Consider the following 10,220-nt stretch of genomic DNA (forward strand, 5'->3'; position numbering starts at 1 on the left):
GGCGTGAGCCGCCAGACCCCCCACACCGACCACAGCGCGCACTGCGCCCCCGGCAGCCGGCACATCGACCCGCACGAGTACGCCTCCGTCTTCGGCCCCCGCGCCGGGGACCGGGTCCGCCTCGGCGACTCCGGGCTGACCGTCCGCGTCGAGCACGACGCCCAGAAGCCCGGGGACGAGTTCCTGGCCGGTTTCGGCAAGACCGCCCGCGACGGCCTGCACCTCAAGGGCGCCGCCGTCCGCGAGACCTGCGACGTGGTGATCAGCAACGTCCTGGTCATCGACGCCGTCCTCGGCATCAAGAAGGTCTCCATCGGCATCCGCGAGGGCCGCATCCACGCGATCGGCCGCGCGGGCAACCCGGACACCCTCGACGGGGTGGACGTCGTCGTCGGCACCGGCACCAGCATCGTCTCCGGCGAGGGCCTGATCGCCACCGCCGGAGCCGTGGACACCCACGTCCACCTGCTCTCCCCGCGGATCATGGAGGCCTCGCTCGCCGCGGGCGTCACCACCGTCATCGGGCAGGAGTTCGGCCCCGTCTGGGGCGTCGGCGTGAACTCGCCCTGGGCGCTCAAGCACGCCTTCAACGCCTTCGACGCCTGGCCGGTGAACATCGGCTTCCTCGCCCGCGGCTCCTCCTCGGACGCCGCGCCCCTGGTGGAGGCCCTGGCCGAGGGCGGCGCCTCCGGCTTCAAGGTCCACGAGGACATGGGCGCCCACACCCGGGCCCTGGACACCGCCCTGCGCGTGGCGGAGGAGCACGACGTGCAGGTGGCCCTGCACAGCGACGGCCTCAACGAGTGCCTCTCCGTCGAGGACACCCTCCGTGTCCTGGAGGGCCGCACGATCCACGCGTTCCACATCGAGGGCTGCGGCGGCGGACACGTCCCCAACGTCCTGAAGATGGCGGGCGTGCCGAACGTCATCGGCTCCTCCACCAACCCGACCCTGCCCTTCGGCCGGGACGCGGTCGCCGAGCACTACGGCATGATCGTCTCCGTCCACGACCTCAAGCCGGACCTCCCCGGCGACGCCGCCATGGCCCGCGACCGGATCCGCGCCGGGACGATGGGGGCCGAGGACGTCCTGCACGACCTGGGCGCCATCGGCATCACCTCCTCCGACGCCCAGGGCATGGGCCGCGCCGGCGAGACCATCCGCCGCACCTTCGCCATGGCCGCCAAGATGAAGGGCGAGCTCGGCCCGCTGGAGGGCGACGGCGAGGGCGACGACAACGCCCGCGTCCTGCGCTACATGGCCAAGCTGACGATCAACCCGGCCATCGCCCACGGCCTGGCCCACGAGATCGGCTCCATCGAGATCGGCAAGCTCGCCGACATCGTCCTGTGGCGCCCCCAGTTCTTCGGCGCCAAGCCCCAGCTCGTCCTGAAGTCCGGCTTCCCGGCCTACGGCGTCACCGGCGACCCCAACGCCGCCACCGACACCTGCGAACCGCTGGTCCTCGGCCCGCAGTTCGGCTCCTACGGGGCCACGGCCGCCGACATCTCCGTGGCCTTCGTCTCGGCGGCCGCCGCCGCCCTCGGCTCCGACGAGATGCCGACCCGCCGCCGCCGCGTCGCCGTGCGCGGCACCCGCGGCATCGGCCCCAAGGACATGCTCCTCAACTCCCGGGTGGGCGCGGTCGATGTGGACGCGCGCAGCGGACTCGTCTCCCTCGACGGGGAACCGCTGCGCTCCGAAGCGGCCGAATCGGTCTCCCTCAACCGCCTGTACTTCCTGTAGACGGCACAGCCCGTAAGCCTAAGGACCTCCCATGACTGAACAGCCCGCCAAGCCCGCCGCCCACGGTTTCCGGATGCCCGCCGAGTGGACCCCCCACGAGCGCACCTGGATGGCCTGGCCCAGCCCCAACCCCACCTTCACCAACGAGCAGGAGCTCGCCGAGGCCCGCCAGGCCTGGGGCGCCGTCGCCCGCGCCGTCCGCGCGTACGAGCCCGTGACCCTCGTCGTCTCCCCGGGCGACGCCGACAGCGCCCGCGCGGTCGTCGGCGACGACGTCGAATTGGTCGAGCGCGACCTCGACGACGCCTGGATGCGCGACATCGGCCCCACCTTCGTCACCAACGACGCCGGCGAGCTGGCCGCCGTCGACTGGACCTTCAACGGCTGGGGCGCCCAGGAATGGGCCCGCTGGGACCACGACTCCAAGATCGCCCGGCACATCTCCGACATCGTCGGCACCCGCACCTTCAGCACCCCGCTGGTCAACGAGGGCGGCGCCATCCACGTCGACGGCGAGGGCACCGTGCTCCTCACCGACACCGTGCAGCTGGGCAAGGGCCGCAACCCCGACTGGACCCGCGAGCAGGTCGAGCGGGAGATCCACGCCCACCTCGGCACCACCAAGGCGATCTGGCTGCCCTACGGCCTGGCCGGCGACTACGGCACCTACGGCACCCAGGGCCACGTCGACATCGTCGCCGCCTTCGCCCGCCCCGGCGTGGTCATGGTCCACACCCAGCCCGACCCGGCCCACCCGGACCACGAGCGCTGCAAGACCATCGCCGCCATCCTGCGCGCCTCCACCGACGCGCAGGGCCGGCAGCTGGAGGTCGTGGAGATCCCGGCGCCGACCGTGCTGGAGGAGGACGGCGAATGGGTGGACTACTCGTACATCAACCACTACCTCTGCAACGGCGGCGTGGTGCTGTGCGCCTTCGACGACCCGCGCGACGAGGAGGCGGCCGAGATCTTCCGCGGACTGTTCCCCGAGCGGACCGTGACCCTCGTTGACGCACGTACGATTTTCGCCGGGGGTGGCGGTATCCACTGCATCACCCAGCAGCAGCCGAAGGTCTGACACCCGAGGCGGCTCTCGTGACCTGACGAAGGAGTGACCATGGCGGCGGGCGGAGTACCGGTACGGGCGGCGCGCAAGAACGCGCCCCCGCGCGAGGACGTACTCGTCGCCGCCATGGCCACGATCGCCGAGCGCGGCCTCGACGGGCTGACCATGGCCGGCCTCGGCCGGCAGGTCGGCATGAGCAGCGGCCACCTCCTCTACTACTTCCGCAGCAAGGACGAGCTCCTGCTGCAGACCCTGGAGTGGAGCGAGGCGGAACTCGGCGCCCGGCGCCGGTCCCTGCTCTCGCGCCGCGAGAGCGCGGGCGAGCGGCTGCGCGCGTACGTGGACCTCTACGTGCCCGACGGCGCCCGGGACCCGCACTGGACCCTGTGGTTGGAGGTCTGGAACCGCTCCCAGAACGCGGGCCCGGCCGAACGCGACCGGCAGGCCGCCATCGAGGGCGCCTGGCACCGCGACCTGGTCGCCCTCCTCGCCGAGGGCATCTCGCGCGGGGAGTTCCGTGCGGTGGACCCCGACCGCTTCGCGGCCCGGCTGCGGGCCCTGCTCGACGGGTTCAGCATCCAGGTGGCCGTCGGCCTGCCCGGCATAGGGCGCGAGGACATCCTGGAACACGTACGGGAATTCCTCACCCAGACCCTCGCCGCCCAGGCGTTCCCGGCGGCGGGCCGCCTGCCGGACGGTGGATGACCGCATGCTGAGACCGGCGTCCAGGGACGCCGGAGCTTGTGACACACTGCGGGCGTGTCTGCTCAGCTCATGATTATGGACAGCAGCGCGCCGGTCCTCTGTGACCGCTGAACCGTGGAAAACCTCCGCGGCAGCGGCCACCGTGCCTCAGACCCGCGCGCAGACCTCTCGCACCCGCGAGGGGTCTTTTCGTTTACCGGCCCAAATCATGCCGGAAACGGGCAGCGCGCGATGATGGGGGCAGTGGATCCCCGGTCTCCGGAACCACTCATCCGACAGGAGTCAGATCAGCATGACGACGACAGAGGCGACTGCGCCGGCAGCGGCACTCGACGACGCCTTCCACGTCTTCGACACCACCCTGCGCGACGGTGCCCAGCGTGAGGGCATCAACCTCACGGTCGCGGACAAGCTGGCCATCGCCCGGCACCTGGACGAGTTCGGAGTCGGCTTCATCGAGGGCGGCTGGCCCGGCGCCAACCCCCGTGACACCGAGTTCTTCGCCCGCGCGCGGGCCGAGATCGACTTCAAGAACGCCCAGCTCGTCGCCTTCGGCGCCACCCGCCGCGCCGGCGGCTCCGCGGCCGAGGACCCGCAGGTCCGCGCCCTCCTGGAGTCCGGCGCGCCGGTGATCACCCTGGTCGCCAAGTCCCACGACCGGCACGTCGAGCTCGCCCTGCGCACCACCCTGGACGAGAACCTGGAGATGGTCCGCGACACCGTCTCCCACCTGGTCTCCCAGGGCCGCCGCGTCTTCGTCGACTGCGAGCACTTCTTCGACGGCTACCGAGCGAACGCCGAATACGCCAAGTCCGTCGTGCGCACCGCGCACGAGGCCGGCGCCGACGTGGTCGTCCTCTGCGACACCAACGGCGGCATGCTGCCCGCGCAGATCACCGCCGTCGTCGCCACCGTCCTGGCCGACACCGGCGCCCGCCTGGGCATCCACGCCCAGGACGACACCGGCTGCGCCGTCGCCAACACCCTCGCCGCCGTCGACGCGGGCGCCACGCACGTCCAGTGCACCGCGAACGGCTACGGCGAGCGCGTCGGCAACGCCAACCTCTTCCCCGTCGTCGCCGCCCTGGAGATCAAGTACGGCCGCACGGTCCTCCCCGAGGGCGCGCTCGCCGAGATGACCCGCATCTCGCACGCCATCGCCGAGGTCGTCAACCTCACCCCCTCCACCCACCAGCCGTACGTCGGCGTCTCGGCCTTCGCGCACAAGGCGGGCCTGCACGCCTCGGCGATCAAGGTCGACCCCGACCTGTACCAGCACATCGACCCCGAGCGCGTCGGCAACACCATGCGCATGCTGGTCTCCGACATGGCCGGCCGCGCCTCCATCGAGCTCAAGGGCAAGGAGCTCGGCGTCGACCTCGGCGGGGACCGCGCGCTGATCGCCCGCGTGGTCGAGCGGGTCAAGGAGCGGGAGCTGGCGGGCTACACGTACGAGGCCGCCGACGCCTCCTTCGAGCTGCTGCTGCGCGCCGAGGCCGAGGGCCGGGCCCGGCGGTACTTCCGCGTGGAGTCCTGGCGCGCGATCGTCGAGGACCGCCCGGACGGCACCCACGCCAACGAGGCCACGGTCAAGCTGTGGGCCAAGGGCGAGCGCATCGTCGCCACGGCCGAGGGCAACGGCCCGGTCAACGCCCTGGACCGGGCCCTGCGGGTCGCCCTGGAGCGGTTCTACCCCCAGCTGGCCAAGTTCGAGCTGATCGACTACAAGGTCCGCATCCTGGAGGGCAAGCACGGCACGGAGTCCACGACCCGCGTCCTGATCTCCACCACGGACGGCACCCGCGAGTGGAACACGGTGGGCGTCGCCCCGAACGTCATCGCCGCCTCCTGGCAGGCCCTGGAGGACGCCTACACCTACGGCCTCCTCCACGCGGGCGTCGAACCGGCCGAGTAGTTCCGGCGCCGGTTCAGCACTTGTCCGCGACGAGCTCGCGGAACTTCTTCGGAGACATGGCCCTGCCGTCGGCCCACACCTCGCCGGGCTCGAGCCCGGCGAGGTCCGCGGCCCTGAAGTGGACGAAACCGCTGTAGTCGGCGAACCCCGGGGCATGGAAGCCCAGGCTGTACCACCGCCCTGGTGTGAGGCGCCGCACGTGGTCCGGCCTGTCCACCTTCCAGGTGGCGGGCGGGGAGAACAGCGGGAACGAGACCGCACCCGGGGCGACCGGAGAGACGACGGCCGACCAACCGCCGCCGCCCGCCGCCGAGCAGCCGGAGAGCAACCCGGCTCCGGCCAGTACCAGGACCACCGCACCCCACGCGCGCCGCATCGGCCCACCCCCCGACCGGGAGCGTAGGCGGTGCGCGGTCCGGTGGGGGTGGAACGGGCTTATGTCCGGCTCACACGGGAAAGGGGCGGTTCGGGTAGCGTCGTCGGTATGAGGACCAGGCTGATCTCCGTACGCGTGGCAGCGGTGCTGTCCGGGCTGTTGCTGGCCCTGCCCGTGGGGCTCTTGGGCGGTGCCCCGCAGGCCGTCGCCGCCGACGGTGGGACCGCCGCCGTGGCGGAGGCGCTCAAGAAGGGGCCGGTCTACGTGGACCCCGGGGCGGCCGCGCAGCTGTCGCAGACGCAGGCGGACGCCCTGGCCGCGAAGATCAAGGCCGCCGGGAAGCCGCTGTTCGTCGCCGTGCTGCCCGCCACCTCCGCCTTCCCCGCCGACAGCGTGCTGCGCACGGTCCGCACCGAGACCGGTGTCACCGGGCTCTACGCCATCCGGCTCGGCGACGGCTTCAACGCCGGGGCCGACCCTGTCGTCATGCCGCGCAACGCCGTCCGCAACCTCACCGACGCGGTGAAGGCGGGCGGGACGGTGGACGCCGCGACCGAGCTGAACAACTTCGTCGACCAGGCCCTCCCGCAGATGAAGGGCCACGCCCCGGCCTCCTGGGGCGGCGGCAGCAGCAGCGGCGGTTCCGGGGCCGGGACGCTGATCGCCCTCGGCGCGGTGGCCGTGCTCGGCGGCGGGGGCGGCTACCTGCTGGTCAAGCGGAACCGCAAGAGGAAGGAAGAGGCCCGGCGGGAGGCCGTCGCACGGCTGAGCGTGGTCGTCGACGAGGACATCACCGCCTTCGGCGAGGAACTCGAACGGCTCGACTTCCACCCCGGCGAGCCCGGCGCGGACGACGCCATGCGCAAGGACTACGAGCGGGGGCTCGACTCCTACGAACGGGCCAAGCAGATCATGGCCTCGGTCCAGCGGCCCGAGGAGGTCCAGGGCGTGACCCAGGCACTGGAGGACGGCCGGTACGCCCTCGCGTGCCTCGACGCGCGGCGGCGCGGCGAGCCCGTGCCGGAGCGGCGGGCGCCCTGCTTCTTCGACCCGCGCCACGGGCCGAGCACCGAGGACGCGCAGTGGGCCCCGCCCGGCGGGGCTGCCCGTACGGTGCCGGTCTGCGCGGCGGACGCCGTACGGCTGCGGGACGGCCTGGACCCGGCGGTGCGCACCGTGGACACCGAGTACGGCCCGCGCCCCTACTACGACGCCGGCCCGGCGTACGGGCCCTGGGCGGGCGGCTACTTCGGCGGCGGCATGCTGCCCGGCCTGCTCGTCGGCACGATGCTGGGGTCGATGATGTCCGGCCCGGCCTACGCCGCCGACTTCGGCGGCGGGATCGGCGGGGGAGGGTTCGAGGGGGGAGACGTCTCCGGGGCCGACTTCAACCCGTCCGACTTCGGCGGCGGGGACTTCGGCGGCGGGGGCGGCTTCGACGGGGGAGGCGGGGGATTCGACGGCGGGGGCGGCTGGTAGCCGCCCCCGGGGGCTCCGGTCAGGCCTGCTTGATCGCCGAGATGTCGAAGGTCAGCTTGACCTTGTCGCTGACCATCACGCCGCCGGCCTCCAGCGCGGCGTTCCAGGTCAGGCCCCAGTCGGAGCGCAGGATCTCCGCCGAGCCCTCGAAGCCGACGCGCTCGTTGCCGTACACGTCGGTGGCCGAGCCGGCGAACTCCAGGTCGATGGAGAGCGGACGGGTGACGTCCTTGATGGTCAGCTCACCGGTGACGCGGTACGTGTCGCCGCCCACGGCCGCCGCCGAGGTCGAGCGGAACGTCATCTTGGGGAAGGCCTCGGCGTCGAAGAAGTCGCCGCTGCGCAGGTGGGCGTCGCGGTCGGCGATACCGGTGTCGACCGAGGCGATCTCCACGTCGATCGAGGCGGTGGAGCGCGACGGGTCGGCGCCGTCCAGGTGCAGCGTGCCCTCGTGCCTGGCGAAGGAGCCGCGGACGTTGGTCACCATCGCGTGGCGCACGGTGAACCCGATGCTGCTGTGGGCCGGGTCGATGGCGTAGTCACCGGTGAGCGCGGCGAGCGCGGGGTCGACGTCGAGCGTGGCGACGGCGCCCTGCGGGGCGGGGGCGGCGGTGCGGGTGCGGCGGGAGAAGAGAGCCATGACGTCCTCCTGGGGAGTCTGCGGTTGGTTCAAAGTTCAACAAGAGCAACGCTAGAGCCATTCCGTTCAAATTTCAACTACATCACCCGTTCGGGCGTGGATTTGTAGGACCTCCACAAAGGCCGAAGGTCCCCACTGGGGGAGTCCATGCATGCATCGGAGGTTCTGTCCGGCCCGCACAGCCGGAAGGGCCCGAGACTGTGTGGAACCAACGGAGGGTTTTGCGGGCCCGGCTTCGTAAGGTCGGTACATGACCGTTGTGGACCAGACCCCGAGCGAGCCGACGGACGCCCGCGGGCGCGTGGCCGAGCTGCACTCCCTCCGCGAGGAGGCCCGGCGCGGCCCGAGCGACCGCGCGACCGAGGCGCAGCACGCCAAGGGCAAGCTGACCGCCCGCGAGCGCATCGCGCTCCTGCTCGACGAAGGTTCCTTCCGGGAGGTCGAGCAGCTCCGCCGGCACCGGGCGACCGGTTTCGGACTGGAGGCGAAGAAGCCCTACACCGACGGCGTCATCACCGGCTGGGGCACGGTCGAGGGCCGCACGGTCTTCGTCTACGCGCACGACTTCCGCATCTTCGGCGGCGCCCTGGGCGAGGCCCACGCCACCAAGATCCACAAGATCATGGACATGGCCATCGCGGCCGGTGCCCCGCTGGTCTCCCTCAACGACGGCGCCGGCGCCCGTATCCAGGAGGGCGTCTCCGCCCTCGCCGGCTACGGCGGCATCTTCCAGCGCAACACCAAGGCCTCGGGCGTCATCCCGCAGATCTCGGTCATGCTGGGCCCCTGCGCCGGCGGCGCGGCCTACTCCCCGGCCCTGACGGACTTCGTGTTCATGGTCCGGGACACCTCGCAGATGTTCATCACCGGCCCCGACGTCGTCCGCGCCGTCACCGGTGAGGAGATCAGCCAGAACGGCCTCGGCGGCGCCGACGTGCACGCCGAGACCTCCGGCGTCGCGCACTTCGCGTACGACGACGAGGAGACCTGCATCGCCGAGGTCCGCTACCTCATCACGATGCTCCCCTCGAACAACCGCGAGAACCCCCCGGTCCACGAGAACACCGACCCGGTCGACCGGCGCTCGGACGTCCTGCTGGACCTGGTCCCCGCGGACGGCAACCGCCCGTACGACATGCTCAAGGTCATCGAGGAGCTCGTCGACGACGGCGACGTCCTGGAGATCCACGAGCGCTGGGCCCGCAACATCATCTGCGCCATGGCGCGGATGGACGGCCAGGTCGTCGGCATCATCGCCAACCAGCCCGGCCACCTCGCCGGCGTCCTGGACATCCACGCGTCCGAGAAGGCCGCGCGCTTCGTCCAGATGTGCGACGCCTTCAACATCCCGATCATCACGCTGCTGGACGTCCCCGGCTTCCTGCCGGGCGTCGACCAGGAGCACGGCGGCATCATCCGCCACGGCGCCAAGCTGCTGTACGCGTACTGCAACGCCACGGTCCCGCGGATCTCGCTGATCCTGCGCAAGGCCTACGGCGGCGCGTACATCGTCATGGACTCCCAGTCCATCGGCGCCGACCTGACCTACGCCTGGCCCACCAACGAGATCGCCGTCATGGGCGCGGAGGGCGCGGCCAACGTGATCTTCCGCAAGCAGATCGCGGACGCCGAGGACCCCGAGGCCATGCGGGCCCGGATGGTCAAGGAGTACAAGGCCGAGCTGATGCACCCGTACTACGCGGCCGAGCGCGGCCTCGTGGACGACGTCATCGACCCCGCCGAGACCCGCGCGGTGCTCGTCAGCGCCCTCGCGATGCTCCGCACCAAGCACGCCGATCTGCCGTCTCGCAAGCACGGCAACCCGCCGCAGTAAACGAGCTGAGGAGACCTGCCACCGATGAGCACCCTGCTGAAGGTAGAGAAGGGCAACGCCGCGCCCGAGGAGCTGGCCGCGATCACCGCGATCCTGCTCGCCCGCGCCGCCGCCACCCCTGACGAGGCCGCCCCCACCCGCCGTTCCACCGCCGGCTGGCGCCGGCTGGAGCGCAGCCGCGGCTTCCAGGCCCCGCACAGCTGGCAGGGCTGAGCAGCAGCGCCAAGCGTCCGAAGGCCCCGCACCGTCCACGGTGCGGGGCCTTCGCCGTGCGCACGGGCAGAGGCGGGACGTACGACGGGTACGGCGAAGGCCCCCGTGCCCAGGGCACGGGGGCCTTTCGCAGGTGCGCTCCGGTTACCGCAGCCGTGCCATGAGGGCGTGTTCGACGAGGGTGATGAGTGCGCTCTTGGCGTCGCCGCGGTGGCGGGCGTCGGTGGTGATGATGGGGGCGTCGGG

Annotated in this window: 9 protein-coding genes and 1 pseudogene; 7 read left to right on the plus strand and 3 right to left on the minus strand. The window is 71.9% G+C overall.

What is annotated here, in order from left to right:
- Positions 1–63: 63 nt before the first annotated feature.
- The 4 genes from ACFVXK_RS33490 to cimA all read left to right on the plus strand — a co-directional run bounded on the left by ACFVXK_RS33490 (position 64) and on the right by cimA (position 5,432).
- Positions 64–1,746 carry an urease subunit alpha gene (locus ACFVXK_RS33490; protein ID WP_389619428.1) on the plus strand — a complete coding sequence of 561 codons (1,683 nt, stop codon included), beginning with the start codon at positions 64–66 and terminating at the stop codon, positions 1,744–1,746.
- Positions 1,747–1,777: 31 nt separating this feature from the next.
- Positions 1,778–2,824, plus strand: coding sequence for an agmatine/peptidylarginine deiminase (locus tag ACFVXK_RS33495; protein WP_389619407.1), 1,047 nt, complete (start codon positions 1,778–1,780; stop codon positions 2,822–2,824).
- A gap of 39 nt (positions 2,825–2,863) precedes the next feature.
- Positions 2,864–3,517, plus strand: coding sequence for a TetR/AcrR family transcriptional regulator (locus ACFVXK_RS33500; RefSeq protein WP_389619410.1), 654 nt, complete (start codon positions 2,864–2,866; stop codon positions 3,515–3,517).
- A 292-nt stretch (positions 3,518–3,809) separates the two neighbouring features.
- A complete protein-coding gene (cimA, locus tag ACFVXK_RS33505; protein ID WP_389619413.1) occupies positions 3,810–5,432 on the plus strand; it encodes a citramalate synthase in 1,623 nt (540 codons plus the stop codon).
- Between the two features lie 13 nt (positions 5,433–5,445).
- On the opposite strand, the gene ACFVXK_RS33510 is transcribed toward cimA, so the two are convergent.
- Positions 5,446–5,808, minus strand: a complete 363-nt coding sequence (locus ACFVXK_RS33510; RefSeq protein ID WP_389619416.1) for a hypothetical protein — start codon at positions 5,806–5,808, stop codon at positions 5,446–5,448.
- A 108-nt stretch (positions 5,809–5,916) separates the two neighbouring features.
- On the opposite strand from ACFVXK_RS33510, the gene ACFVXK_RS33515 reads away from it, so the two are divergent.
- Positions 5,917–7,287, plus strand: a complete 1,371-nt coding sequence (locus ACFVXK_RS33515) for a hypothetical protein (protein WP_389619419.1) — start codon at positions 5,917–5,919, stop codon at positions 7,285–7,287.
- A gap of 19 nt (positions 7,288–7,306) precedes the next feature.
- On the opposite strand, the gene ACFVXK_RS33520 is transcribed toward ACFVXK_RS33515, so the two are convergent.
- On the minus strand, positions 7,307–7,927 hold the full coding sequence (locus tag ACFVXK_RS33520) for a YceI family protein (RefSeq protein ID WP_389619422.1): 621 nt from the start codon (positions 7,925–7,927) through the stop codon (positions 7,307–7,309).
- Positions 7,928–8,177: 250 nt separating this feature from the next.
- Between ACFVXK_RS33520 and ACFVXK_RS33525 the strand changes: the two genes are divergently transcribed.
- On the plus strand, positions 8,178–9,761 hold the full coding sequence (locus tag ACFVXK_RS33525; protein ID WP_389619425.1) for an acyl-CoA carboxylase subunit beta: 1,584 nt from the start codon (positions 8,178–8,180) through the stop codon (positions 9,759–9,761).
- Positions 9,762–9,785: 24 nt separating this feature from the next.
- Complete coding sequence (locus ACFVXK_RS33530) at positions 9,786–9,974, plus strand: acyl-CoA carboxylase subunit epsilon (protein ID WP_358892743.1); 189 nt, start codon at positions 9,786–9,788, stop codon at positions 9,972–9,974.
- A gap of 144 nt (positions 9,975–10,118) precedes the next feature.
- Here ACFVXK_RS33530 and ACFVXK_RS33535 read toward each other — a convergent pair.
- Positions 10,119–10,220 (minus strand): annotated as a pseudogene (locus ACFVXK_RS33535) (ATP-binding protein); the annotation flags it as partial.

It is taken from the genome of Streptomyces sp. NPDC058157, from assembly GCF_042884105.1.
Classification (GTDB): domain Bacteria; phylum Actinomycetota; class Actinomycetes; order Streptomycetales; family Streptomycetaceae; genus Streptomyces.